Origin of the sequence: Sinorhizobium fredii (genome assembly GCF_002944405.1) — a bacterium.
Taxonomy (GTDB): domain Bacteria; phylum Pseudomonadota; class Alphaproteobacteria; order Rhizobiales; family Rhizobiaceae; genus Sinorhizobium; species Sinorhizobium fredii_C.
In genome coordinates, this window is the sequence record NZ_CP024307.1 from 1,226,139 (window position 1) to 1,250,704 (window position 24,566).

Genomic DNA, 24,566 nt, shown 5'->3' on the forward strand with positions numbered 1-24,566 from the left:
CGGTATCCTGGCCCTTCGGTTCACGTCGGGGATCGCGCGCATTCGGCATCGCCGCGATCCGGAAGCATCGGAAGCAGATACATTTGACACCTACGCGCCAGAAGAAGACGGTTTCCGCCGATGCCGCCAATCCATTGGCTACGATCGCCAATCTCTGGCCTTATATGTGGCCGGCCGACCGTCCCGATCTCAAGTTGCGCGTTGTCTGGGCGACGATCATTCTCGTCGCCGCCAAGATTGTCCTCGTACTCGTTCCCTATTTCTTCAAGTGGGCGACCGATGCGCTGAACAACAAGCCTGATGCGCTCGGCTTCCTGCCGCAATTCCTGACCGGCGCCGTCATGCTGGTGCTCGCCTACAATCTGGCGCGCCTGCTGCAATCCGGCCTCAACCAATTGCGTGATGCCCTTTTTGCAAGTGTCGGCCAGCACGCCGTTCGGCAGCTGGCTTACAGAACCTTCGTTCATATGCATCAGCTGTCGCTGCGCTTCCATCTGGAGCGGCGCACCGGCGGGCTGTCGCGCATCATCGAGCGCGGCACCAAGGGCATCGAGACGATCGTTCGCTTCACGATCCTGAACAGCGTTCCGACATTGATCGAATTTCTGCTGACCGCAGTGATCTTCTGGTGGGGCTACGGCTTCAGCTATCTCGTCGTCACCGCCGTCACCGTCTGGTTGTATATCTGGTTCACCGTGCGCGCCAGCGACTGGCGTATCGCCATTCGCCGGTCGATGAACGACAGCGACACCGAGGCCAACACCAAGGCGATCGATTCGCTGCTCAATTTCGAAACGGTCAAATATTTCGGCAATGAAGACATGGAGGCGAAGCGTTTCGACAAGTCGATGGAGCGCTACGAACGCGCCGCCACCCAGGTCTGGACCTCCCTCGGCTGGCTGAACTTCGGCCAGGCCGTTATTTTCGGGGCCGGCACGGCCGTGATGATGACGATCTCGGCGCTTGCCGTGAGAAACGGCGAGCAGACCGTCGGCGACTTCGTCTTCATCAATGCGATGCTGATCCAGCTTGCCATTCCGCTGAACTTCATCGGCTTCGTCTATCGCGAAATCCGCCAGGGACTGACGGACATCGAACACATGTTCGATCTCCTCGACGTTGAAGCGGAAGTGGTCGATCGGCCGGATGCGAAGGAGCTCGCGATCGGGCGCGGCGCAATCGCCTTCAAGGACGTGCATTTCGCCTATGATCCGGCCCGTCCCATTCTCAAGGGAATTTCCTTCGAGGTGCCCGCCGGCAAGACGGTGGCGGTCGTCGGTCCGTCCGGGGCCGGCAAGTCCACTTTGTCGCGGCTGCTCTATCGCTTCTACGACGTTCAGCGGGGGTCGATCACCGTCGACGGCCAGGATGTGCGAGAGGTCACCCAGAAAAGCCTGCGCACGGCGATCGGCATGGTTCCGCAGGATACGGTGCTCTTCAACGACACGATCGCCTACAACATTCGCTACGGCCGAGTGGCGGCCTCGGATGCCGAAGTCGAGGCGGCGGCCGAAGCGGCGCAGATCGCCGGTTTCATCCGCGGCTTGCCGGAAGGCTACCGGGCGATGGTCGGCGAGCGCGGGCTGAAGCTTTCGGGCGGCGAGAAGCAGCGCGTCGCGATCGCGCGGACGATCCTCAAGGCGCCGCCGATCCTGATCCTCGACGAGGCGACCTCCGCCCTCGACACCAAGACGGAGCAGGAAATCCAGGCGGCCCTCGATATCGTGTCGCGCAATCGCACCACGCTGGTGATCGCCCATCGCCTGTCGACAGTCATCAACGCCGACGAGATCATCGTGCTCAAGGACGGCGTCATCGCCGAACGGGGCACGCACGGCGAATTGATCGACCGTGACGGCCTCTATGCCTCGATGTGGAGCCGTCAGCGCGAGGCTACGCAGGCGGAGGAGCAGTTGAAGCGAGTGCGCGAGCGAGACGATCTCGGCATCGTCGACCGCGGCGCGCCGGCGGCTTGAGCAGGGTCGCTTCGGTGGCGGTGAAGCAACCGCGGTTTGCCGTTCGCCGTTGCCGGGTGTGCGAAATCGCGCTAGTTCACGTTCCGCGTCATAGCTGGAGTAAGTTGATGAGCTTGGTTGAAACGGTCCGCAACACGCTGGTCCCGGTGCACAAGGAAGGTTATCGCTTCATCGCGATCTTCTTCGTCGTTTCCCTGATCCTTGGTTTCCTGTGGGAGCCGCTGATGTGGATCGGCTTTCTGTTGACCGCCTGGTGCGCCTATTTCTTCCGCGATCCGGAGCGCATGACGCCGATCGACGAGGATCTCGTCATCAGCCCGGCCGACGGGCGCGTATCGTCGATCGCCACCGTCGTCCCGCCGGAAGAACTCGGTCTCGGCGCCGAGCCGATGCTGCGCATTACCGTGTTCATGAACGTCTTCGACTGCCACGTGAACCGCGCGCCGATGAGCGGTACGGTGAGGCGAATTGCCTATCGGGCCGGAAGTTTCCTGAATGCCGAGCTCGACAAGGCGAGCCTGGACAACGAACGCAACGGCCTTGTCGTCGAAACGAGCCACGGCGCCGTCGGCGTCGTCCAGATCGCCGGCCTGGTGGCGCGGCGCATCCTGTGCTGGACCACGGAGAATGCCTCGCTGGAAAGCGGCGAACGCTTTGGCCTCATCCGGTTTGGCTCGCGCCTCGACGTCTTCCTGCCGGAAGGCGCGCAGCCGCGCGTCAGTCTCGGTCAGAAAACTATCGGCGGAGAGACCGTGATCGCCGAATTCGGCTCGTCGAAGGGGCCGGTCATCAGCCGACGCGCGTGAGGAACCGACATGGAAAATCCCCGGCAGGAAGAAACGGCCGAGATCCCCGAAGTGGCGGTCGACACGAACGACGGGCATGACAAGGCCCGTGGCCCGCGGCTGCGGGAAATCCCGCTGCGCCTGATGGTGCCGAATACGATCACCGTCCTGGCGATTTGTGCGGGCCTCTCCGGCATCCGCCTGGCCTTCGAAAATCGCTTCGAGCTCGCCGTCGCGATGGTCCTGCTTGCAGCATTCCTGGATGGCATCGACGGGCGCGTGGCGCGGCTGCTGAAGGCGACGTCGAGCTTCGGAGTGCAGATGGATTCGCTCGCCGATATCATCAATTTCGGCGTCGCCCCGGCTCTTGTGCTTTACGTCTTCCTGCTGGACCAGGCGCGCTCGGTCGGCTGGATCGCGGCGCTGATCTATGCGATTGCGGTCGGCTTGAGACTTGCCCGCTTCAACGTCATGGCCGAGCGCCCCGTCAAGGCGGCCTGGCAGTCGGAATATTTCGTCGGCGTGCCGGCTCCGGCCGGCGCCATGCTGGTGCTGCTGCCGGTCTATATCGGTCTCCTGGGGCTGGCGCCCGGCAGGATCTTCGCCTTGATCGCGGCGTTCTATACCGTCCTGATCGCCTTCCTGCTGGTCAGCCGCCTGCCGGTCTGGTCCGGCAAGTCCGAAAACCGCGTTCGCCGTGATCTGGTGCTCCCGGCCATTCTGGTCGTCGTCCTCTACGTCGCGACGCTGATGACCTACACCTGGGAAACCATGGTCGTGACGGCAGTCGGCTATTTGCTGACCCTGCCGTTCGGCGCCCGCTCCTGGCAGAGGAAATATGGCGACTGGCCTGCCGGACAGGGAAATGATGGCCTGCCAGGGGACACCGACTGACCACAAACGCGTTGCTAAGAAAAAGCCACCGCGAGACATCGCGGTGGCTTTTTTGTGGGACATGCGCAGAAACCGATTACTCCGGCAGGCGGTAGTCGACGATCTTCTTTTCTCGGACGATGAAGAGCTTGCCGGTTTCGGTCTGATCCCGTCCGAAGAGGGGCATCAGCGCGGCGGCGACCTCGGAGGGGTGCGGCACTGTTGCGGGATCCTCGCCGGGCACGGCCTGGGCCCGCATCGCGGTGCGTGTCGCACCCGGATCGACGCTGAGGATGCGGAGCGGCAGGCGCTGCGTCTCATAGGCCCAGGTGCGTGCCAGCGCCTCGACTGCTGCCTTGGAGGCGGAGTAGGGGCCCCAAAAGGGCTTGCACTTGTGCGCAGCACTCGAGGACAGGATGAGCGCGCGACCGGCATCCGATTTGACGAGCAGGGGCTCGAGTGAGCGGATCAGCCGCCAGGTGGCGGTGACGTTGATCGTCATCACCTTTTCGAAGACCTTGGCCTCGACATGGCCGATCGGCGAGATCGTGCCGAGCACGCCGGCATTGGCAACCAGGATGTCGAGCTTGCCCCAGCGTTCGTTGATGGCGCCGCCGAGCTTGTCGATCGCGGCCATGTCGGCAAGGTCGAAGGGGACCAGCGTCGCCGATCCGCCCACCGCCTTGATGGCGTCGTCCAGCTCCTCCAGGCCGCCGACCGTGCGGGCGCAGGCGATGACATGGGCGCCGGCCTTGGCGAGTTCGAGGGCGGTGAAATAGCCGATGCCGCGCGATGCGCCGGTGACGACGGCGATCCGGTCTTTCAGATTGAGCGTCATGTTGTTGTCTGGTTATCCGTTGCTGGCAAGAACCGAAAGTTTGCGGACGTTACTCGCGCCTTCCTGATCGAGCAGGCGGGTCGGATAGTCGCCGGTAAAGTAATGGTCGGTGAACTGCGGCGCCTGCGGATCGCGCGGGGCGCCGCCGACGGCATGATAGAGACCGTCGATGGACAGGAACTCGAGCGAATCCGCGCCGATGAAGCGGCACATGGAAGCGAGGTCGGCATGCTGGTTGGCCAGCAGCTTGTCGCGGTCGGGCGTGTCGATGCCGTAGAAATCCGGATGGAAGATCATCGGGCTGGCGACGCGGATATGCACTTCGCGTGCGCCGGCCTCGCGGATCATCTGGACGATCTTGACCGACGTCGTCCCACGCACGATGGAATCGTCGACAAGCACGACACGCTTGCCCTTGATCATGGCGCGATTGGCCGAATGCTTCAGCTTGACGCCGAAGGCCCGGATCTGCTGCGTCGGTTCGATGAAGGTCCGTCCGACATAGTGGTTGCGGATGATGCCATATTCGAAGGGAATGCCGCTCTGCTGCGCATAGCCGAGCGCGGCCGGAGTGCCGCCATCCGGCACAGGGACGACGACATCCGCGTTGACGGGCGATTCCTTGGCGAGATTGACGCCCATGTTCTTGCGCGCCACATAGACGCTGCGACCGCCGACAACGGAGTCCGGACGAGCGAAATAGACATATTCGAAGAGGCAGAGACGTTCGGGCCGTGGGGCCTCGGGCTTGCGCGCGTCGATCGAGATCGAACCGTCCGGCTGGATCTCGCAGATGACGACTTCGCCGTTTTCGATGTCGCGGATGTATTTGGCGCCGATGATGTCGAGCGCACAGGTTTCCGAACAGAAGATCGGCTTGCCGTCGAGTTCGCCCATGACGAGCGGCCGGATGCCGATCGGGTCGCGCGCCGCGATCAGCTTGGTGCGCGTCATCGCCAGCATCGAGTAGCCGCCCTCCATCTGGCGAATGGCGTCGATGAAACGATCGGAGGAAGAGGTCTGCTTCGAGCGGGCGATCAAGTGAAGGACGACTTCGGTGTCCGAGGTCGACTGACAGATGGCGCCGTCGGCAATCAGCTGGCGCCGCAGCGTCAGGCCATTGGTGAAGTTGCCGTTATGGGCGATGGCGATGCCGCCGACTTCGAGTTCGGCAAAGAGCGGCTGGACGTTGCGCAGCGCCACTTCGCCGGTTGTCGAGTAGCGCGTATGGCCGATGGAGATATAGCCCGGCAGCTTCGCCAGCGTGGCCGGGTCGGTATAGTGGTCTCCGACGAGGCCCATGCGCTTTTCGGTATAGAACTGCTTGCCGTCGAAGGTGACGATACCGGCGGCTTCCTGGCCGCGATGCTGGAGCGCATGCAGACCAAGTGCCGTCAGGGTGGCTGCATCCGGATGTCCGAGAATGCCGAACACGCCGCATTCCTCATGCAGCGTATCGCCATCGAGTTCGTCGTGGATTTCACTGGATCTGAGATCGGTCATCGCAGTCGCCTTTGCTCCGTGCCGGTGCGCATATCGTGATCAGGCTGCCAGACGTCAAGCGATCTTAGCCGAAATGCCTGGCAAGCGTTATTCCAAATGGACAAAGCCCGCACAGCGGGCTTTGTTGCAAATTTTCTCGTTTCCCCTTAGCCGTTCGTCGCCGGCGCTTCCTCGGCGGGCGACTGTTCGGTGGCGGCCGGCGGCGCATCGCTTTCGCCTTCGCCCGTCGTGTCCTTGCCACGCAGGCGGTCGAGAATCGTGGCATCCGCCTCTTCCGGCAGCAGCGCGACCAGCTTATTGCCGAGATTGTCGAGCAGCGGCTTCGACTTCGCCTGGGTGACCCAGATCGGCTGCTGCGGCGGCGCAACCAGCCAATTGAAGAACAGCATGGCGACGACGACGAGCAGGATGCCGCGCGCCGCACCGAAGAGGAAGCCGAGGGTCCGGTCGAGCGCGCCGATGCGGCTGTCGATGATGAAGTCGGCGATCCGCATGGTGATGAAGGAAATGATGATCAGCGCCACCAGGAAGATCACCGCGGCCGAGCCGATCATCGCGACCGTGTCATTGGTGGTGTATTGCTTGGCATAGGGCAGGAGGTACGGATAGAGGAAATAGGCCGCCGCCGCCGCACCGACCCAGCTCGCGACCGAAAGGACCTCGCGCGAGAAGCCGCGCACCATGGCGAGGATCGCCGAAAACAGTGCGACGCCGAGAACGATACCGTCGAGAATTGTAATGGGCATGTTGTCCTTACTCCGACCCCGTCATCACTCGGGTCCTACCAAGCTTATCCGCCGCAGGCCCCGTCCGCCCGCGCCCGGATCATCTTTCCACCGCTTGTCGACGGCGCCGCGCCAGAAGCGCGTTTCGTCGGCGCCGATCCTTCACTCCGCCTCGTCCGCCTGTTGCAGGGCGCGCCGCGATCCGGCGATGCGCGCAACCAGGTCCGGCAGGGTTTCCATCTCGCTCCAGCGGCCATTGCCGCTCCTCGGCAGGTCGGCTGTTGCAGACGGCAGTACGGCCTGGGAGAAACCGAGCTTCTCGGCTTCCTTGAGACGTTGAGCGGTATGCGAAACCGGCCGGACTGCGCCCGACAAGCTGACTTCGCCGAAATAGACGCAATCGGCTGGAAGAGCAAGCCCGGCGAGTGACGAAACCAGTGCGGAAGCGACGGCAAGATCGGCTGCCGGCTCGGAAATCCGGTATCCTCCGGCGACGTTCAAGTAGACGTCGTGCTGCCCGAGGCGGACGCCGCAATGGGCCTCCAGGACCGCGAGGATCATGGAGAGCCGCGCCGAGTCCCAGCCGACGACCGCCCGTCGCGGCGTGCCGAGCGAGGTCGGTGCTACCAGCGCCTGCACCTCGACGAGGAGGGGCCGGGTTCCTTCCATACCGGCAAAAACCGCGGCACCGGGCGATTTCTCGTTGCGTTCGCCGAGGAAAAGCTCGGACGGGTTGGCGACTTCCCGCAGGCCTTGGTCGGACATTTCGAAGACGCCGATCTCGTCGGTCGGACCGAAACGGTTCTTCACCGTCCGGAGGATACGATAGTGGTGGCCGCGGTCGCCCTCGAAATAGAGCACGGCATCGACCATGTGCTCGACGACCCGCGGTCCGGCGATCTGCCCTTCCTTGGTGACATGGCCGACGAGCACGACCGCCGTCCCCGTCTGCTTGGCGAAGCGGATCATCGCCTGAACGCCGGTGCGCACCTGCGTCACCGTTCCGGGGGCGGAATCGACGGTATCGCTCCAAAGCGTCTGGATCGAATCGATGATGACGAGATCCGGGCGCTTGCCCTCGGCAAGCGTCGCTAGGATGTCTTCGACATTGGTCTCGGCGGCGAGCAGCACGTCGCTGTCTGCGGCACCGAGCCGCTGGGCCCGCAGACGTACCTGGGCGACCGCCTCCTCGCCCGAGACATAGATCACCCGATGCTTGCGGCGCGAAAGCGCTGCCGCCGCCTGCATCAGCACGGTCGATTTGCCGATGCCCGGGTCGCCCCCGACGAGCAGCGCCGATCCGCGCACGAAGCCGCCGCCGGTAACGCGGTCGAGCTCGGATATGCCGGTCTTGATGCGCGGCGCGTCCTCGATGTCGCCGGAAAGCGTCGTCAACGCCACCGGCCGTCCCTTCTTGGGGGCGCGCATCGGACCGCCGCCGATGCCTCCCATCGGGTCTTCCTCGACGATGGTATTCCACTCGCCGCATCCGTCGCACTTGCCGACCCATCGGGAGTGCACGGTGCCGCAATTCTGGCAGACGAACTGGGTGCGGGTTTTCGCCATCGGGATCAGCTTTCGGAAAGTTGCAAGAGGAAGGGGCGGTCCGTCTCCGCCTCGGGAGAATCACTTCGAGCGGTCACATAATGACGCGAAATGCGGATTGAAAGGGTGATTTTCGACGCCGCCTGAAACGACGATCAGGCACCGCCGACATAGGTCCGGCAATAGCGGTGTCCGAGGCTCGTCAGCAACTCGTAGCCGATCGTACCGCCGGCCCGCGCAACGTCGTCGATGGCGACGTTCCGGCCGAAAAGCTCGATATAGTCGCCGGCACGCACCGCCCGTTCCGGCAGGTCGGTGACATCGAACAGGCTGAGATCCATCGTGACACGTCCGACATGCGGAACCTTCCTGCCATGCAGGAACCCGCAGGCACCCGACGGCATCGCCTGCCTCATCGTGACCCCGCCTCCGGAAACGGAGCGGTGGTAGCCATCCGCATAGCCGATCGCGACGGTCGCGATCCGGCTGTCACGCATAAAGCGCGCCGAGGCGCCGTAGCTTGCCGTTCCGCCCGAGGGGACGGTGCGCAGTTGCAGGATGCGCGCTTCCGCGGTGACGACTGGCTTCATCGGGTTGACGGCATCGTTGACCGCTTCGCCGCCATAGACCGCAATGCCCGGACGCGTGAGGTCGAAATGGTAGTCTTCGCCGAGGAAAACGCCGCCGGAATTTGCAAGGCTGGCGGGCACGCCTTCAAAGGCCGCCGTCACCTCTCGAAAACGCTGCAGCTGATAGAGGTTCATCGGATGCCTCGGATCATCGCCGCAGGCAAGATGGCTCATCACCAGCACGGGCGAGAAACTCGCCGGGCGCGCTGGATCATGGGCGAGCGCTAGGGCCTCCTCGACCGATAGGCCGAGCCGGTTCATGCCGGTATCGACATGGAGGACGCAAGGATGGTCGCCCCGATCGGAAAGCGCCGCCATGAACACGGCAAGCTGCTCCTCCGAGTTGATGATCGGCACGAGGTCATTGGCGAAGAACAGCTCCTCGTTGCCGGGCCACATGCCGGCGAGAATATAGATTCGGGCGTCCGGCAGGAGCGGGCGGAGTTCGGCACCTTCCTCGGCATCCGCGACGAAGAAATCGCGGGCGCCGGCAGCGTAGAGCGTCGGGGCCGCATGCGCGACGCCGATTCCATAGGCATTGGCCTTGAGCACGGCGGCGGCACGGGCCTTGCCCGACCGCTCGTTCATCGCCCGCCAATTGTCGGCGAGCGCCGTCAGATCGATGGTGAGCCGGTTCGAGGCAGCGAGGAATTCGGGGCTGTGCATGGGAGAACTCTTGCATGGGCGATATGTGAGCAATACATCCAAGCGCCCGGTGCCGCAAACCTCTTCGGCCTGACTGCCGACCTCGCGAAAGCTGAGCACTTTTGTGCAAGACGAAAAATCTCGGCACCGTTAGGATCGGCCGATGCATACGATTTCCCAGGAAGAGGCCATCGAGGCCATGCCGCTCAAGGGAGCCGAGCACACCCGTTTCTGGCGGGATGCGCGGTTCAAGGGCATGGAATGCCTGAGCGCGACATTCATCACCCACGAGTTCGCGCCGCATGCGCATGACACGTTCAGCATTGGTGCCATCGAAGCGGGTTCGCAGATCAGCACCATCAAAGGCGAGCGTTCGCAGACAGGGCCGGGAGACCTCTACCTGATCAATCCCGACGAAACCCATGACGGGCATCCGGGCAATGACGGCTATCGCTACAGGATGATATACCCGTCCGTGGAGCTGTTCGTCGAAATTCTCGAAGATATCACCGGCCGTCCGTTCCGTGGCACGCCGTGCTTTTCGCGGCAGTGGCTGACGGACCTCGAGCTTGCAGCCGCCTTCCGCCGTGCGCATCAGGTGCTGGAGGGAAAGACGGGGGCGCTCGAGGCGGACGAGGGCATGTTTGGATTTCTGGCGACGCTGTTCGAGCGGCACGGCAGCGCCATCATCGTTCCGGTCCGCACGCGCGAGAGTTCCGCGGTACACCGCGCCCGCGACTATCTTCTCGAGAATTATGCGAGCGACATCGGCCTCGACGAGCTTGCGAACGTCGCCGGCCTCAGCCGCGCCCATCTGATCCGGGCCTTTCGCAAGGAGTTCCACATCACACCGCATGCCTTCCTGACCGACAAGCGGGTGCGCGAGGCAAGGACGCTTCTGCGTCGGGGTTGGTCGCCGGCCGATACGGCCTATCATTGCGGCTTTGCGGACCAGGCGCATTTTACCCGCCACTTCAAGGCGCGCACCGGCGTGACGCCGGGGGCCTTCCGCGCCGGCTGATCACTTTCGTTCAAGACCGGCCCTCGCTGTCCGTTCTATGAACTCTCCGCAAAACAAGGTGGAGATAACGGACGTGAGAAGGGCAGGGATGTCTCAGTTTCTTGGCGGCATGAGGGCGATGGCGCCGCTGACGGTAGCGGTGATGCCGATCGGCCTGGTGTTTGGCGCCGTTGCCGCAAGCAAGGGCCTGAGCAGCCTTGAAGCGACGCTGATGAGCGCCTTCGTCTTTGCCGGCGGGTCGCAATTCGTCGCCATGGACATCTGGACGCATCCGGCCTCCTGGGGCGCGCTCGCCTTTTCGGCGCTGCTCGTCAATATCCGTCACGTGCTGATGAGCGCTTCGATCGGCACGAAGATGCCGGCGTTTTCCGGCCCGGCAAGATATGCCGCGATGTTGCTGCTCGCCGATGAAATCTGGGCCATGGCCGAGGTCCGCGCCGGCCAGACGCGGCTGACGCCCGCCTGGTATGCGGGCCTTGCCGTGCCGTTCTATTGCGTCTGGGTTCTAACGAGCCTCGCTGGCGCCGCCGCTGGCGCCTTCCTCGGCGACCCGAAGGCGATCGGCCTGGATTTCGCGTTCCCGGCCGTATTTACGGTTCTGGTGATTGGCTTCTGGAAGGGGCGGGACACCGGCGCGGTGCTCTTCGCCAGTGCGGCGGCGGCGGTCCTTGCCCACCAATTCCTGCCCGGCGTCTGGTACATCGCGGCCAGTGCCGCCGCAGGCGTTGCCGCAACGCTCCTCACCGCCAGACACCGGGAGGCCTGCGCATGACGCTCGATCCCAATACGCTCCTCGCCATCGTGGCGATGGCTGCAGCTACGGTGCTGACACGCATTGCCGGTCTTCTCGTCATTCGCTTCGTCGCGATCGGCCCGCAGCAGAAGCGCGCCCTGGAGGCGATTCCTCCCGCCGTGCTCATGGCGGTCATCGCCCCGACGGCGCTCGTGACCGGGCCGGCCGAGACGCTGGCAACGCTTGCGACGGCACTCGCCGCCACGCGACTGCCGCTGCTTGCGGCCGTCGCGATTGGCGTCTTCGTCGTAGCGGTCGCAAGAGCGCTGATCGGGGCGTGAGAGCGAACGTTTTCGGGATTTTCCCCTCATCCGGCCTGCCGGCCACCTTCTCCCCGCAGGCGGGGCGAAGGAGACTCGCGGCGCCCTCTCAGACTTTGCTCCGCCTTGCAGGAGGGGGAGGCTAAGCGGTGCCTCTTGCCCCTTCTCCCCGCGTGCGGGGAGAAGGTCGCGGCAGCGGGATGAGGGGCCAATACGTTCAATGCTCGTATTGCGTGAACGATGAGTCGGCGAGGTCCGAGAAGCGGGTGAATTCCGACTGGAAGGCGAGCTTGACGGTGCCGGTCGGCCCGTGGCGCTGCTTGGCGATGATCACGTCGGCCGTGCCCTTCACCCGCTCCATCTGCATTTTCCACTCTTCGTATTTCGGGTCGAGTTCGTCGCGCGGCTCCATGTTCTTCACATAGTATTCCTCGCGAAACACGAAGAGCACGACGTCGGCGTCCTGCTCGATCGAGCCGGATTCACGCAGGTCGGAGAGTTGCGGGCGCTTGTCCTCGCGGCTTTCCACCGCACGCGACAGCTGTGACAGAGCGATGATCGGTACGTTGAGTTCCTTGCCGAGCGCCTTGAGGCCGGTGGTGATTTCGGTGATCTCCTGCACCCGATTTTCGCCAGACTTCTTCGAGCCGGTCATCAGCTGGACGTAGTCGACCACGAGCACGTCGAGGCCGCGCTGGCGCTTCAGGCGGCGTGCGCGGGCCGCCAGCTGGGCGATCGAGATGCCGCCGGTCTGGTCGATATAGAGCGGCACCTTCTGCATCATCTGCGAGCAGGCGACGAGTTTTTCGAAATCGGCTTCGGAGATATCGCCGCGGCGGATCTTCGAGGACGACACTTCGGTCTGTTCCGAGATGATGCGGGTCGCAAGCTGTTCGGACGACATTTCAAGCGAGTAGAAGCCGACGACGCCGCCGTTTTTCGCCTTGAAGGAGCCGTCCGGCTGCACTTCCGGTTCATAAGACGCGGCAATGTTATAGGCGATGTTGGTGGCAAGCGACGTCTTGCCCATGCCAGGGCGACCGGCGAGGATGATCAGGTCCGAGCGCTGCAGACCGCCCATCTTGCCGTCGAGCGAATGGATGCCAGTGGAGATGCCGGAGAGGTGCCCGTCGCGTTCGAAGGCCTGGCCCGCCATGTCGATGGCGAGCGCCACGGCGTCGTTGAAGGATTGGAAGCCGCCGTCGTAGCGGCCGGTCTCCGCGAGTTCGAAGAGGCGCCGTTCGGCGTCCTCGATCTGGCTCTGCGGCGGCATGTCGAGCGGCGCATCATAGGCGATGTTGACCATGTCCTCGCCGATGGTGATCAGCGAGCGGCGGAGCGCCAGGTCGTAGATTGCCCGGCCGTAATCCTCGGCGTTGATGATCGACACGGCTTCGGCCGCGAGGCGAGCAAGATATTGCGCGACAGTCAGGTCGCCGACCTTCTCGTCGGCCTTGAGGAAGGTCTTGACCGTCACCGGGTTGGCGGTCTTGCCCATGCGGATGATCTCGCCGGCGACCTCGAAGATCTTGCGATGCAGGGGCTCGTAGAGATGCACGGGCTTGAGAAAGTCCGACACGCGATAGAAGGCGTCGTTGTTGACCAGGATCGCGCCAAGCAGCGCCTGCTCGGCTTCCAGATTGTTCGGCGCTTCGCGGTAATGCTGGTCCGCCTGATCCTTGGGCAAGGGAGCGAGCTTTCGCGCTGCGTCGTTCATGGGAGATCCGTATCCGCCTCTATTATCCCGTGTGCCAATCGATTTGCTTCCTCCCTTCCGCCACGTCTAGTGTAGCTGTGCAACAGTGCTGGAGCTTGCGTGTCCGCCTTTGGTTTTTGGCGGTTGTTCACACTGATTCACAGGGGGCGCGGTGGACCCGAAACATGCCACGCCGGGCATTTGCACAATGGCGGAGGTCGGCCGCAAATCTATCTGATTCGTCTTCCCCCGTCGTTCGCAATCGCCTTCGCGCGCTGTTCGTGACGGCAAAAGAAAGGCCCGGATCGGGAGATCCGGGCCTGTCGTTGAGCTCTGAAGCTGATGCTTATTCTTCTTCGCCCGCGAATTCGGCTTCCGGGTTGAAGAAGTCTTCCGGCTTCAGGGCGTCTTCGTCGACGCCGTAGATGGCGTCGACGGAGGTCAGGCTCTCGCCCTTGGCCTGACGCTCGGCTTCTTCGGCCGAACGGGCAACGTTGACTTCGACGACGACGTCGACTTCCGCGTGCAGGTGCAGCGTTACCTTGTGAACGCCGATCGACTTGATCGGCTGGTTGAGGTTAACCTGGTTGCGGTTGATGTTGAAGCCTTCGGCGGCCAGCACATCGACGATGTCGCGAGCGGCGACTGAGCCGTAGAGCTGGCCGGTTTCGCCGGCGGAGCGCACGATCACGAAAGACTTGCCGTCAAGCTTGTCGGCGACCTTCTGGGCTTCCGACTTGCGCTCGAGGTTGCGGGCTTCGAGCGTTGCGCGCTCGGATTCGAAGCGGGCCTTGTTGGCGGCGTTGGCGCGCAGGGCCTTGCCAAGCGGCAGCAGGTAGTTGCGTGCAAAGCCGTCGCGAACCTTCACGGTTTCGCCCATCTGGCCGAGCTTGGCGATGCGTTCGAGGAGAATGACTTCCATGTCGAGGTTCCTTTCAAAGTTGGCATTGTTCGTTGGTTAGCTTTTCCCCGTCGGCGTGACCGCGATGGTGCGTCGCGTGTCGGTCAATCCGGACAGGAGGAAGAAGACCGCCGGGATCGTGAAGACGAGCACCGACAGATAGGCGATCCACAGCACGGGAAGCCGCCAGGACCTGCCGCGCGTGCGGAAATGGAAGGAGGCGAAGCCCGAGAGCAGAAAGCCCGCCCCGAACGTGCCGCAGACGAGGGCGCCGATCGCCGCCGGCGCGCCGCCGAGAAACGTAAGGATCAGGCCGCCGAGGAAGACGAAGATGGCGTTGCGGTGCATCCTGAGCGAAGAGGGAATGTCTTCGCGCGGCCGCAGGGACTTTCCCGACATCTGGACGATCCGGGTGGCGACGTAATAGGCGGCAAACAGCATGACCACCCAGAGCGCCCCCTGCACCAACGGCAGCGCCAGCGTGAACATCGACTTGAGCTGGGCAATCGTGGCCGCGTCGGGATTGTAGAGCGGTTCCTGGGCCTTGACCGCCTCGACGAGCATGTCCACCATCAATTCCGAGACGCTGGAATCATATCCGATGATCGTGGCGACGATGATCATGCCGAGGGTGACGAGCCCGGCGAGGTGGCCGAGGATGTCGGAAAGCGGATACCAGGCAAGAGCGCCCTCGGGGCCGCCGAGTTCGGAGGCAGGCCGCGCCAGACTGGCAAGATGGCTGAGCCAGCCGGCCGGAACGAGCGTGACGACGAGGATGAGCAACGCGAAATAGGGCGAGACCAGACTTGCCGCCGTTGCTCCGGCCACGCCGATCGCGGTGAGCGCTGCGGCATTGCCCCAGCCGAGGCCGGCAATCAGAATCGGCAGTGCGGAAGCGGCATAGAGAACGATCGCCAGGGACGACTGCGTGTTCGCGCCCATCGACAGAAGGGCGGCGGTAACGCCGGCAAGCGCGCCGGTGATCAGCGATGTCCTGTTCCAGTTCTTCAACGTTCGCTGTCCTGCTTCAAACGCAGTTAGGGGCGCCTTTGGCTGCCCCAACATGGGATTTGGCGCATTCCGCGCCGGTTCCGATCCGCGCCCACCGCGGAAGGGAGGCGTCGAGGCGCTCACCCGAAGGAAGCGCCTCGACGCAGAGTCGGTTACCGTTGAGTCAGGCGACCAACGGAGAGAGATCCCTACGACACGACGTAGGGCAGCAGGCCGAGGAAGCGTGCGCGCTTGATCGCCTGGGCGAGTTCGCGCTGCTTCTTCTGGGAAACGGCCGTGATGCGGGAAGGAACGATCTTGCCGCGCTCGGAAATGTAGCGCTGCAGGAGGCGAACGTCCTTGTAGTCGATCCGCGGAGCGTTTGCGCCCGAGAAGGGGCAGGTCTTGCGGCGACGGTGGAACGGGCGGCGTACCGGAGCGGAAGAAACTTCAGCCATTGTCTTTATCTCCTAGGCTTCGGGTTACGCGCGGTCTTCGCGCGGGCGGCGCGGACGGTCTTCGCGATCGCCACGGTCCGGACGCGGACCACGGTCACCGAATCCACCACGGTCCGGACGGTCGCCGTCGCGGCGCGGACGATCGTCGCGGTCGCGCTTCTGCATCATCGCGGACGGGCCTTCCTCGTGCTTCTCGACGGCGATCGTCATGTAGCGCAGGACGTCTTCATTGATGCGCATCTGGCGCTCGACTTCGTGGACTGCCGGTGCCGGAGCATCGATGTCCATGAGGACGTAGTGAGCCTTGCGGTTCTTCTTGATGCGGTAGGTGAGGGACTTCAGGCCCCAGTTCTCGACTCGGCCGACCTTGCCGCCGTTCGATTCGATGACGCCCTTGTACTGCTCAACGAGGGCGTCGACCTGCTGCGGCGTGATGTCCTGCCGAGCGAGGAATACGTGTTCATAAAGAGCCATTGTGGCTTGCCTTTCTTGCGTTAATCAGCCCGGACCTCGGCGGCTAAGCCTCAACGACTGTTCTTATGGGCTCGAACGAGCCGGCAAGAAAGTGTTGTATCGAGACGGTCGAGAGCGGAGACACGGGAGGCCGGAACAGCTTGTCGTTCCTGGCGGCCTCCGGGATGGAAGCCGGCCCTCCGTTCAGCCACCAGCCAGAAGACCGGGCGTTTCGAACAGCGCGCTTATACGGATTTTCAGCCGAAATGCAAGGCGCGATCGGAAGATCCTGCGTCGCGTCGAAATGGTAAGGGATCCCCGCAGCGCCAAGTTGCGGAACATTCGGCCTACTTCCCTGTTGGCCCGGCAGTCGTAAACTGCAGGAGACGACAATGCACCATATCGATCCGAAGATGCAGGAGTGCATCGAAAATTGCCTAGCCTGCTACCGTGCCTGTCTTTCGACGGCAATGAGCCATTGTCTCGAGGCGGGCGGCAAGCACACGGAGCCCGATCATTTCCGGCTGATGATGGCCTGCGCCGAGATATGCCGGACCTCGGCACATTTCATGTTGATCGGAACGCCCCATCACCGGCATGTCTGCGGCGAATGTGCGGAGATCTGCAGCGAATGCGCGGCCGACTGCGAGCGCATCGGCGACATGGCCGAATGCGTCGATGCCTGCCAGCGCTGCGCCGAAAGCTGCCGTCAGATGGCCGCCTGACGTCCCGGTCGCCTGGAATGGAGGAGACGGCGTCGCTCAGATCGGCGCCGGATAGAGCCGGTGGAGACGGCGAATTCCATTCAGCACATCCTGCGACAGCGTCGCGTCGGCGGCGCCGATGGCGGTCTTGAGCTGCGGGATCGATGTTGCGCCGATGATGACGGATGCCATGAAGGGGCGCGTCAGGCAAAAGGCAAGCGCCATCTGCGCCGGATCGAGGCCATGCTCGCGCGCCAGCGCCACATAGGCGGCGACCGCCGGCTCCTGGTGCGGCGTGAAGCGGCCCCCGAGGTCGCCGTTGATCGACAGGCGCGAGCCGGCGGGTCTTGCCCCGTCGAGATATTTGCCCGTCAGCAAACCGGCTGCGAGCGGCGAATAGGCAAGCAGCCCGACGTCTTCATGATGCGAGAGTTCGGCGAGGTCGAGGTCGAAGGGGCGGTAAAGCAGGTTGTACTCGTTTTGGATGCTGGCGACTCGCGGCAGACCGTGTTTCTCGGAGAGGTGGAGCATCTTCATCGTGCCCCAGGCGGTGTCGTTGGAAAGCCCGATGGCGCGGATCTTGCCGGCCTTCACCAGATCGCCGAGCTTGTCGAGAATGGCCTTCAGATCGGCGGCGACATGCTCCTTGTCCTGCCGCGACGGGTCGTACGACCAGGCATTGCGGAAGTGGTAGTGGCCGCGATTGGGCCAGTGCAGCTGGTAGAGATCGACATAGTCGGTCTTCAGCCGCTTGAGGCTGGCGTCGAGTGCTTCGTCGATGCCCTCCGGCGTCATCGGGCCGCCGTTGCGGATATAAGGACGGCCGGAACCGGCGACCTTCGTGGCAAGCACCACGTCATCGCGCCGGCGCCGGGCTGCCAGCCAGTCGCCGATGATGCGCTCGGTATTGCCGTAGGTTTCCGCCGAAAGCGGCGTTGTCGGATAAAGTTCGGCGGTGTCGATGAAGTTGACGCCCCGTTCGACGGCATAGTCGAGCTGCCCGTGGGCTTCGATCGGCTTGTTCTGCGAGCCCCAGGTCATGGTGCCGAGGCAGATTTCGGAAACCTTGATGCCGGTGCGGCCAAGCGTATTGTAGCGCATGTAATCACGTTCCTTGTGCTGGCGGATGCGCGCCGGCGGGAGGAGAAAGGCGCGCTGCCCTCGAATAGGGTGATGCCGCAACCTGGAGGATATCGAGCCGGTGCGGCGATGCGGGCAAACTTAAGCCTTGCTTGACGAAGATCAAGGGCAAAAGCCGGCAACGAGAGGGCGGCGCGCTTGACTCGCCGTTCAGGAATGTGAATGGAGAGGAAAACGGTGGGGTGAGGACACTGTGACGCCGGCGCCCGCGTTCCACTCACACCGAGAAAGCAGATTGCGACGGGCCCGACACGATCGCCCGTCGAAATCCAGGGAAGGGCACTCCTGATGAGCATTGCATTCACGTTCCCCGGTCAGGGCAGCCAGGCCGTAGGCATGGGCAAGGAATTGGCCGAAGCCTTTCCGGAGGCCGCAGCCGTCTTCGCCGAGGTCGACGACGCGCTCGGTGAAAAGCTTTCCGACACCATGTGGAACGGTCCCGAGGAAACCCTGACGCTGACGGCGAATGCGCAGCCGGCGCTGATGGCCGTCTCCATGGCAGTCATCCGGGTGCTCGAGTCGAAAGGCCTCGATTTCAGAAACAAGGTTTCCTTCGTTGCAGGTCATTCGCTCGGCGAATATTCGGCGCTCTGTGCCGTCGGAACCTTTTCGCTTGCCGATACGGCGCGCCTCCTGCGCATCCGCGGCAATGCGATGCAGGCGGCCGTCCCGGTCGGCAGGGGCGCGATGGCTGCGATCATCGGCCTGGAAAACGAGGATGTCGAAGCGGTCTGTCGCGAGGCGTTGTCACTCGGTGCTTGCCAGATCGCCAATGACAATGGCGGCGGGCAGCTGGTGATCTCGGGCGAGAAGCAGGCGGTGGAAAAGGCGGCCGCGCTCGCCTCTGAAAAAGGCGCAAAGCGCGCCCTGATGCTGCCGGTCTCCGCACCCTTCCATTCCGCCCTGATGGCGCCGGCCGCCGACGCGATGCGCGATGCCCTTTCCACTGTCGAGAAGCGCGATCCGCTCGTGCCGGTCGTCACCAATGTGCTGGCCGCTCCAGTCAGCGATGCCGGCGAGATTGCCCGGCTGCTGGTCGAGCAGGTGACCGGTCAGGTGCGCTGGCGCGAGACGGTGCAATGGTTCGCCGCCAATGATGTGACGACACTCTACGAGATCGGCTCGGGCAAGGTGCTGACCGGCCTTGCCCGGCGGATCGACAAGACCGTCAACGGCCTTGCCGTCAATACGCCCGCCGATATCGACGCGGCGCTTGCCGCTCTTCTGGCCTGAGCACCCCAATCAAGCGCCCATTGTAAAAGGGAGAAATCCATGTTCGATCTTTCCGGCCGCAAGGCTCTCGTCACCGGTGCATCCGGCGGCATCGGCGAGGAAATCGCCCGCGTGCTGCACGCCCAAGGCGCAATTGTCGGCCTTCACGGCACGCGCGTCGAAAAGCTCGAGGCGCTCGCCAACACTCTTGGCGAGCGGGTCCGGATCTTTCCGGCAAATCTCTCTGATCGCGTGGAAGTCAAGGCGCTCGGCGAGAAGGCGGACACCGAGCTCGGCGGCGTGGACATTCTCGTCAACAATGCCGGCATCACCAAGGACGGTCTTTTCGTCCGCATGAGCGACGAGGACTGGGATAATGTCCTGGAGGTCAACCTGACGGCCGTCTTCCGGCTGACCCGCGAGCTGACGCATCCGATGATGCGCCGGCGGTTCGGCCGCATCGTCAACATCACTTCCGTCGTCGGCGTGACCGGCAATCCGGGTCAGGCCAACTACTGCGCGTCGAAGGCCGGCATGATCGGCTTCTCCAAGTCGCTCGCCCAGGAGATCGCCACCCGCAACGTCACGGTCAATTGCGTGGCGCCGGGCTTCATCGAGAGCGCGATGACCGGCAAGCTGAACGACAAGCAGAAGGAAGGCATCATGGCGGCGATCCCGATGCGCCGGATGGGAAGCGGTGCCGAAGTCGCTTCCGCCGTCGCCTATCTCGCCTCCAACGAAGCGGGCTACGTCACCGGTCAGACCATCCACGTCAACGGCGGCATGGCGATGATCTGACCTGCTTTTTCGGCGGCCGGGTGATGCAGCCTGCTGCCTGCCGCCGGGCGCCCGGTCAGTGCGATCGCCCATCGATGTCAAATGCCTGAAATTCAATGTTGAGCAAGCGAATGTCGGGCATTTTCGGACTTTGCGGCAGACTTAAACCGTGTTAATCGGGCCATGACTGTGCGCAGTCGACCGGTCCGGCCAGGTTGTCCGGCAGCCCCTGCTGCCACGGGTTTTCCGCTGTTTTCGGTTGAATGGATTGCCCGGTGGGCCATCTTGGTCTATCAGGCGTGAACGAGTACCGGCGCCAACAATGGCGCCGCAGAGAAAACGAAGGTCGAGGAACTCCGACATGAGCGATATCGCAGAACGCGTGAAGAAAATTGTTATTGATCATCTTGGCGTCGATGCCGAAAAAGTAAGCGAAGGCGCAAGCTTCATCGACGACCTCGGCGCGGACTCGCTCGACACCGTCGAACTGGTCATGGCCTTCGAAGAAGAATTCGGCGTCGAGATTCCGGACGACGCGGCGGATTCGATCCTGACCGTCGGCGACGCCGTCAAGTTCATCGAAAAGGCCCAGGCCTAATCGTCGCTGCGGCCGCAAGGCCGCCCGGCGGGCCGCTGGACCGCGGCCCGTACAGCCCTGGGGATGTGGGCTGGCCCGCCGCGATTGCGGGTCGCGATCAGCAAAGCGCTCCCGCCTTTCCCTCTGATCGTCGAAGCTGCAAGGGATGCAGGGATCGGGCTCGTCGCACGCGTACCGGTCGGGCTCCGGAATGGAACGTTCAGGGTGGATCATGGGCATGAGACGTGTCGTTATCACCGGTACCGGCATGGTATCTCCTTTAGGTTGCGGAACCGAGGTTAGCTGGTCGCGTCTTCTTGCCGGCGGCAACGCGGCGCGCAAGGTGACCGAATTCGAGGTCGAGGACCTCCCCGCCAAGATCGCCTGCCGCATTCCGTTCGGCGACGGATTCGACGGCACCTTCAATGCCGACGACTGGATGGAGCCCAAGGAGCAGCGCAAGGTCGACCCCTTCATCGTCTACGCGATGGCCGCCGCCGACATGGCGCTGGCGGACGCCGGCTGGAAGCCGGAAAGCGACGAGGATCAGATTGCCACCGGCGTGCTGATCGGCTCCGGCATCGGCGGCCTCGAAGGCATCGTCGAAGGCGGCTACACGCTGCGCGACAAGGGGCCGCGCCGGCTTTCGCCCTTCTTCATCCCCGGCCGCCTGATCAATCTCGCCTCCGGCCAGGTCTCCATCCGCCACAAGCTGCGCGGCCCGAACCATTCGGTTGTCACGGCGTGTTCGACCGGCGCGCACGCGATCGGCGATGCGAGCCGCCTGATCGCGCTCGGCGACGCCGACGTGATGGTGGCGGGCGGCACAGAATCGCCGATCTGCCGCATTTCGCTCGCCGGCTTTGCCGCCTGCAAGGCGCTCTCGACACAGCACAACGACAATCCGGAAAAGGCATCCCGTCCCTATGATGCCGATCGCGACGGCTTCGTCATGGGCGAGGGCGCCGGCATCGTCATTCTCGAGGAGCTTGAGCACGCCAAGGCGCGCGGCGCCAAGATCTACGCGGAGGTGGTCGGCTACGGCCTTTCCGGTGACGCATTCCACATCACCGCTCCGTCGGAAGACGGCGACGGCGCCTACCGTTGCATGCAGATGGCGCTGAAGCGCGCCGGCGTGACAGCCGCCGACGTCGACTACATCAACGCGCACGGCACATCCACCATGGCCGACACGATCGAACTCGGCGCGGTCGAGCGGCTGGTCGGCGACAGCGCTTCGAAGATCTCGATGTCTTCGACGAAATCGGCGATCGGTCATCTGCTCGGGGCTGCGGGCGCGGTCGAGGCGATTTTCTCGGCGCTCGCGATTCGCGACAATATCGCACCGCCGACCCTCAATCTCGACAATCCGTCGGTCGAGACGAAGATCGACCTGGTGCCGCACGTTGCCCGCAAGCGGGAAATCAACGTCGCCCTGTCGAATTCCTTCGGATTCGGCGGCACCAATGCTTCGCTGGTGCTGCGCCGCTACCGGGGTCACTGATCCCGTCGGACCGGCTGCGGCAGCGCGAGCGAGAAACCGCTCGCGCTTTCCTGGCCCGTGCGTTGCCTTATCCCGCTTTTTGCCGCAATGCTCGCTACAAGCTGTCGGCGGGAAATTGCCGTGTAGGCGTCGCCCCGCTTGGCTATGTTCGCGCAAGGCACAACCGGCATTGTAGACTATCCATTGCTCTGACACATTCGTGCACGTTACGCTTGCCGCCGGTCTAAGCCGAAATTCGCGCCGGCGACAGCTCAATTGAATTTGCGGGTTTCGGATTCGGGAAAATCGTGAGCGACTCAAACGATAACAGCGCGGCGCAGTTCGGCCGCAATGAGACCGGGAGCAACGGGCCGATCATTCCGAAGTCGGCGAACGAGGCGCTACGACCCGAACGCGTGCCGGAGCCGCCGAAGCGTTCCAGGAAAGCACGCAGCCAGGTCGTCATCTTCCTCAATTTCCTGATGACCGTGGTGGTTTTCGTCGTGTTGGCGGCGGCGGGCGCCGTCTACTACGCCATGCATGAATACGAGAAAGCTGGGCCCCTGGAAGCGAACAGGAACTTCATCGTGCGCAGCGGGGCCGGCATTATTCAGATTGCCGAGGACCTGGAACGCAACAGCATCATCACCGACGCCCGTGTGTTCCGCTTCGTCTCCGAAGCCTATCTCGACAACGAAACGCTGAAGGCCGGCGAATACGAGATCAAGGCGCATGCGTCGATGCAGGAGATCATGGAACTGCTGAAATCCGGCAAGTCGATCCTTTATGCCGTGTCTCTGCCGGAAGGGCTGACGGTGAAGCAGATGTTCCGCAAGCTTGCGGACGACCCGGTGCTCGTGGGCGACCTGCCAACGGAACTGCCGGCCGAAGGCTCGCTGAAGCCGGACACCTACAAATTCACCCGCGGCACCAAGCGGGCCGAGATCGTCCAGCAGATGGTTGCGGCACAAAAGTCGCTGGTCGAGCAGATCTGGGAAAAGCGTGACCCGAAGCTGCCGGTTTCGTCGGTCGACGAGTTCGTCACGCTCGCCTCCATCGTCGAGAAGGAAACGGGCCGCGCAGACGAACGGCCGCGTGTAGCCTCCGTGTTCATCAACCGGTTGGAAAAAGGCATGCGCCTGCAGTCGGATCCGACGATCATCTACGGCATCTTCGGCGGCGAGGGCAAACCAGCCGACCGGGCGATCCTGAAGTCGGACCTGGAAAAGCAAACGCCCTACAACACCTATATCATCAAGGGCCTGCCGCCGACGCCGATCGCCAATCCGGGCCGGGCGGCGCTGGAAGCGGTGGCCAATCCGTCGCGTACGCCCGAGCTTTATTTTGTCGCCGACGGGACCGGCGGTCACGTCTTCGCCGCAACCCTCGAAGAGCACAATGCGAATGTGCGGCGGTGGCGAAAGCTCGAGGCCGAAAAGGCGGCCGAGGCGGCGAAGGCGGCTGCGGATGCCGCCACGGTGCCCGAGGCGCAATAGACAGGCTCATTGTGGACGATTGGCGGACGGCGCGGATATCCCTTGCGGTATGCCGCGCCGTCGCCCTATTGCTGTCTGCACGACAGCGCCTTGCGTTCTTGCGGACGCACAAAGCCGCTGTAGCTTAGCAACGCTGCGTGTTTGGCCCTCGTCTGCAATCGGCTAGAGGAAGCACTCAGCAGCGAAATGGAGGAAACCATGCCGCTCCAATCGATGACCGGCTTCGCCAGGAGAGAGGGGAGCAGCGGCCGCTATCGCTGGGCCTGGGAGTTGCGCTCGGTCAACGGCAAGGGGCTCGATGTGCGGCTCCGCCTGCCGCAGGGGCTGGAGCGTTTCGAGCCCGACTGTCGGCGTCTTGCTCCGCAGTATTTCTCTCGCGGCAACCTGCAGATCGCCCTGTCGGTCAGCGGCGGCGAGACGGCCGTCGACGCCGTGATCAATCGGGGTGCCCTGGACGCTGTCCTGAGGCTCCGCGAGCAGCTCGGGGATCTCGTCGATCCGGCGCCGCTGAGGTTCGATACGCTTCTGTCGCTCCGCGGCATCATCGATCTTCGCGAGCCGGAGGAAAGCGAGAGCGAGCGCGCCGCCCGCGACGCCGACATTGTCAAGGGGCTGGAGCTGGCGCTTGGCGACCTCATGGCGATGCGCGAAGACGAGGGAGCGGCGCTTGAAAAAGTTCTGCTGGCGCAGGTGGACCGCATCGAAGCGCTGACGACGACGGTGGAGAACGATCCCTCACGCAGCCCTTCGGCCATTGCCGCGCGACTGGTGCAGCAGGTCGCGCTGATCATGGACAATGCCTCGTCGATCGACCGCGAGAGATTGCATGCCGAGGTCGCACTTCTTGCCACAAAGGCCGACCTCCGGGAAGAGATCGACCGGCTCCGCTCGCATATCGCTGCCGCCCGCGAGCTTCTGACGAAAGGCGGTCCGGTCGGACGCAAGCTGGATTTCCTTGCACAGGAATTTAACCGGGAATCGAATACGATCTGTTCGAAGTCGAATGCCGCTGTCGTCTCGGCCGCGGGCATCGAACTGAAGGTTGTGATCGACCAGTTCCGCGAACAGGTTCAGAATCTGGAGTAA

The 24,566-nt window shown here is 63.5% G+C and carries 24 protein-coding genes; 13 read left to right on the plus strand and 11 right to left on the minus strand.

What is annotated here, in order from left to right; all coding sequences use genetic code 11:
- The first annotated feature begins 83 nt into the window (after positions 1-83).
- The 3 genes from NXT3_RS05915 to NXT3_RS05925 all read left to right on the plus strand — a co-directional run bounded on the left by NXT3_RS05915 (position 84) and on the right by NXT3_RS05925 (position 3,655).
- On the plus strand, positions 84-1,976 hold the full coding sequence (locus tag NXT3_RS05915) for an ABCB family ABC transporter ATP-binding protein/permease (protein ID WP_104838955.1): 1,893 nt from the start codon (positions 84-86) through the stop codon (positions 1,974-1,976).
- A gap of 107 nt (positions 1,977-2,083) precedes the next feature.
- Complete coding sequence (locus tag NXT3_RS05920; RefSeq protein WP_104838956.1) at positions 2,084-2,782, plus strand: phosphatidylserine decarboxylase; 699 nt, start codon at positions 2,084-2,086, stop codon at positions 2,780-2,782.
- A 9-nt stretch (positions 2,783-2,791) separates the two neighbouring features.
- Positions 2,792-3,655: a CDP-alcohol phosphatidyltransferase family protein gene (locus tag NXT3_RS05925; RefSeq protein WP_037413825.1), complete on the plus strand. Its 864-nt coding sequence runs from the start codon at positions 2,792-2,794 to the stop codon at positions 3,653-3,655.
- A gap of 76 nt (positions 3,656-3,731) precedes the next feature.
- Here the strand turns inward: NXT3_RS05925 and NXT3_RS05930 are convergent, their stop codons facing one another.
- The 5 genes from NXT3_RS05930 to alr all read right to left on the minus strand — a co-directional run bounded on the left by NXT3_RS05930 (position 3,732) and on the right by alr (position 9,540).
- Positions 3,732-4,472, minus strand: a complete 741-nt coding sequence (locus NXT3_RS05930) for an SDR family NAD(P)-dependent oxidoreductase (RefSeq protein WP_037413827.1) — start codon at positions 4,470-4,472, stop codon at positions 3,732-3,734.
- 12 nt (positions 4,473-4,484) lie between these two features.
- Positions 4,485-5,975: an amidophosphoribosyltransferase gene (gene purF, locus NXT3_RS05935; protein ID WP_104838957.1), complete on the minus strand. Its 1,491-nt coding sequence runs from the start codon at positions 5,973-5,975 to the stop codon at positions 4,485-4,487.
- Positions 5,976-6,121: 146 nt separating this feature from the next.
- The gene (locus NXT3_RS05940) at positions 6,122-6,721 is read right to left on the minus strand and encodes a CvpA family protein (protein ID WP_037413830.1); all 600 of its coding nucleotides are present in this window, start codon (positions 6,719-6,721) and stop codon (positions 6,122-6,124) included.
- Between the two features lie 141 nt (positions 6,722-6,862).
- On the minus strand, positions 6,863-8,266 hold the full coding sequence (gene radA, locus NXT3_RS05945; RefSeq protein ID WP_104838958.1) for a DNA repair protein RadA: 1,404 nt from the start codon (positions 8,264-8,266) through the stop codon (positions 6,863-6,865).
- Between the two features lie 134 nt (positions 8,267-8,400).
- A complete protein-coding gene (alr, locus tag NXT3_RS05950; protein WP_104838959.1) occupies positions 8,401-9,540 on the minus strand; it encodes an alanine racemase in 1,140 nt (379 codons plus the stop codon).
- A 142-nt stretch (positions 9,541-9,682) separates the two neighbouring features.
- Here alr and NXT3_RS05955 point away from each other — a divergent pair, with 142 nt between their 5' ends.
- The 3 genes from NXT3_RS05955 (at position 9,683) to NXT3_RS05965 (ending at position 11,614) form a co-directional block, all read left to right on the plus strand.
- Positions 9,683-10,540, plus strand: coding sequence for an AraC family transcriptional regulator (locus NXT3_RS05955; protein WP_037413835.1), 858 nt, complete (start codon positions 9,683-9,685; stop codon positions 10,538-10,540).
- A gap of 118 nt (positions 10,541-10,658) precedes the next feature.
- The gene (locus NXT3_RS05960) at positions 10,659-11,312 is read left to right on the plus strand and encodes an AzlC family ABC transporter permease (RefSeq protein ID WP_104839945.1); all 654 of its coding nucleotides are present in this window, start codon (positions 10,659-10,661) and stop codon (positions 11,310-11,312) included.
- Complete coding sequence (locus tag NXT3_RS05965; RefSeq protein WP_097539383.1) at positions 11,309-11,614, plus strand: branched-chain amino acid transport AzlD family protein; 306 nt, start codon at positions 11,309-11,311, stop codon at positions 11,612-11,614. Before NXT3_RS05960 ends, NXT3_RS05965 begins: the two co-directional genes overlap by 4 nt.
- A 196-nt stretch (positions 11,615-11,810) precedes the next feature.
- On the opposite strand, the gene NXT3_RS05970 is transcribed toward NXT3_RS05965, so the two are convergent.
- From NXT3_RS05970 to rpsF, 5 genes are all read right to left on the minus strand, one after another.
- On the minus strand, positions 11,811-13,310 hold the full coding sequence (locus tag NXT3_RS05970) for a replicative DNA helicase (protein ID WP_037413841.1): 1,500 nt from the start codon (positions 13,308-13,310) through the stop codon (positions 11,811-11,813).
- 325 nt (positions 13,311-13,635) lie between these two features.
- On the minus strand, positions 13,636-14,211 hold the full coding sequence (rplI, locus tag NXT3_RS05975; RefSeq protein ID WP_097526513.1) for a 50S ribosomal protein L9: 576 nt from the start codon (positions 14,209-14,211) through the stop codon (positions 13,636-13,638).
- Positions 14,212-14,247: 36 nt separating this feature from the next.
- Positions 14,248-15,201, minus strand: a complete 954-nt coding sequence (locus NXT3_RS05980; protein ID WP_097526512.1) for a YybS family protein — start codon at positions 15,199-15,201, stop codon at positions 14,248-14,250.
- 188 nt (positions 15,202-15,389) lie between these two features.
- Positions 15,390-15,638: a 30S ribosomal protein S18 gene (rpsR, locus tag NXT3_RS05985; RefSeq protein WP_012707461.1), complete on the minus strand. Its 249-nt coding sequence runs from the start codon at positions 15,636-15,638 to the stop codon at positions 15,390-15,392.
- 24 nt (positions 15,639-15,662) lie between these two features.
- Complete coding sequence (gene rpsF, locus NXT3_RS05990) at positions 15,663-16,112, minus strand: 30S ribosomal protein S6 (protein ID WP_037379737.1); 450 nt, start codon at positions 16,110-16,112, stop codon at positions 15,663-15,665.
- Between the two features lie 371 nt (positions 16,113-16,483).
- Between rpsF and NXT3_RS05995 the strand changes: the two genes are divergently transcribed.
- A complete protein-coding gene (locus tag NXT3_RS05995) occupies positions 16,484-16,816 on the plus strand; it encodes a four-helix bundle copper-binding protein (RefSeq protein ID WP_097526511.1) in 333 nt (110 codons plus the stop codon).
- Positions 16,817-16,852: 36 nt separating this feature from the next.
- Here NXT3_RS05995 and NXT3_RS06000 read toward each other — a convergent pair whose 3' ends face one another.
- Positions 16,853-17,896 (minus strand): aldo/keto reductase, encoded by a 1,044-nt coding sequence (locus NXT3_RS06000; protein ID WP_104838960.1) that lies wholly within the window; start codon positions 17,894-17,896, stop codon positions 16,853-16,855.
- A 327-nt stretch (positions 17,897-18,223) separates the two neighbouring features.
- On the opposite strand from NXT3_RS06000, the gene fabD reads away from it, so the two are divergent.
- The 6 genes from fabD (at position 18,224) to NXT3_RS06035 (ending at position 24,566) form a co-directional block, all read left to right on the plus strand.
- Positions 18,224-19,168, plus strand: coding sequence for an ACP S-malonyltransferase (gene fabD / locus NXT3_RS06005; protein WP_097526509.1), 945 nt, complete (start codon positions 18,224-18,226; stop codon positions 19,166-19,168).
- Positions 19,169-19,207: 39 nt separating this feature from the next.
- Positions 19,208-19,945 carry a 3-oxoacyl-[acyl-carrier-protein] reductase gene (fabG, locus tag NXT3_RS06010; protein WP_097526508.1) on the plus strand — a complete coding sequence of 246 codons (738 nt, stop codon included), beginning with the start codon at positions 19,208-19,210 and terminating at the stop codon, positions 19,943-19,945.
- 340 nt (positions 19,946-20,285) lie between these two features.
- Positions 20,286-20,522: an acyl carrier protein gene (locus NXT3_RS06015; protein WP_003531676.1), complete on the plus strand. Its 237-nt coding sequence runs from the start codon at positions 20,286-20,288 to the stop codon at positions 20,520-20,522.
- 217 nt (positions 20,523-20,739) lie between these two features.
- Positions 20,740-22,005, plus strand: a complete 1,266-nt coding sequence (fabF, locus tag NXT3_RS06020; protein WP_097526566.1) for a beta-ketoacyl-ACP synthase II — start codon at positions 20,740-20,742, stop codon at positions 22,003-22,005.
- Between the two features lie 287 nt (positions 22,006-22,292).
- Positions 22,293-23,480, plus strand: a complete 1,188-nt coding sequence (mltG, locus tag NXT3_RS06030; protein WP_037413855.1) for an endolytic transglycosylase MltG — start codon at positions 22,293-22,295, stop codon at positions 23,478-23,480.
- 198 nt (positions 23,481-23,678) lie between these two features.
- Entirely contained in the window at positions 23,679-24,566 is an 888-nt protein-coding gene (locus tag NXT3_RS06035) for a YicC/YloC family endoribonuclease (protein WP_037413969.1), read from the plus strand.